1 protein-coding gene is annotated in these 629 nt (G+C 31.8%); it reads right to left on the bottom strand.

Features of this window, described 5'->3' with window-relative positions:
- Positions 1–128: 128 nt before the first annotated feature.
- On the bottom strand, positions 129–629 hold a 501-nt coding region (locus ACFFU9_RS11160), incomplete at its 5' end, for an IS256 family transposase, variant Zn-binding type (RefSeq protein ID WP_446685833.1).

Here is a 629-nt window from a genome sequence, read left to right as displayed (position 1 = left end):
GAATTATACTAAACCAATTTTTAGCTATATTTGAAAACAGGATTAAACTATAAATAATTTAACCCTGAAATTTTGAACTTACACAGATTTTAGGATAGTGTCAAAAGATTACTCTTGTTTTATAGGGGTCAAAACATATACCTTCTTATTGCTGCAACTTGATGAAATTGACAAAGCTGAACAGGTATGTCTTTAAATGCTCCAACCAACCCTTTTCTTCCGTCACAAACGATAGCTACAACCTCAAAACCTTTAGATATCAGTTCTTTAATACCCTTTATGTACAATGCGTTAGTCTCTGATTTAACGTAATGCCAAAGAAGATTTTCTTTACTGTATGCGTCTTTAAACAACATTAACCCAAAACCTCTTCCCCAATAGGTTGTATCTATTAAAACAATAACCTTCTTAGTCACTATTTCTGAATGCTTTACTTGATAGAGATCTAGTTTACGTTGGATTGTTCTTTTTGAGCATCCATATTTGACTGCTAGTTGTATATAAGTTTGTTTCCCTCTGGCATATTCATCCCAAATAAAATCTACTGAAATTTGTTTCCCTCCATTAAAAATCTTGCTACAATTCAAACATTTGCAACGTTGTTTACTTAATCTAGTACCGTATTTATG

It is taken from the genome of Mariniflexile ostreae, assembly GCF_042427585.1.
Taxonomy (GTDB): Bacteria; Bacteroidota; Bacteroidia; order Flavobacteriales; family Flavobacteriaceae; genus Pseudalgibacter; species Pseudalgibacter ostreae.
The sequence above is the reverse complement of the archived record's forward strand: the minus strand, read 5'-3'. Positions and strand labels throughout refer to the sequence as shown.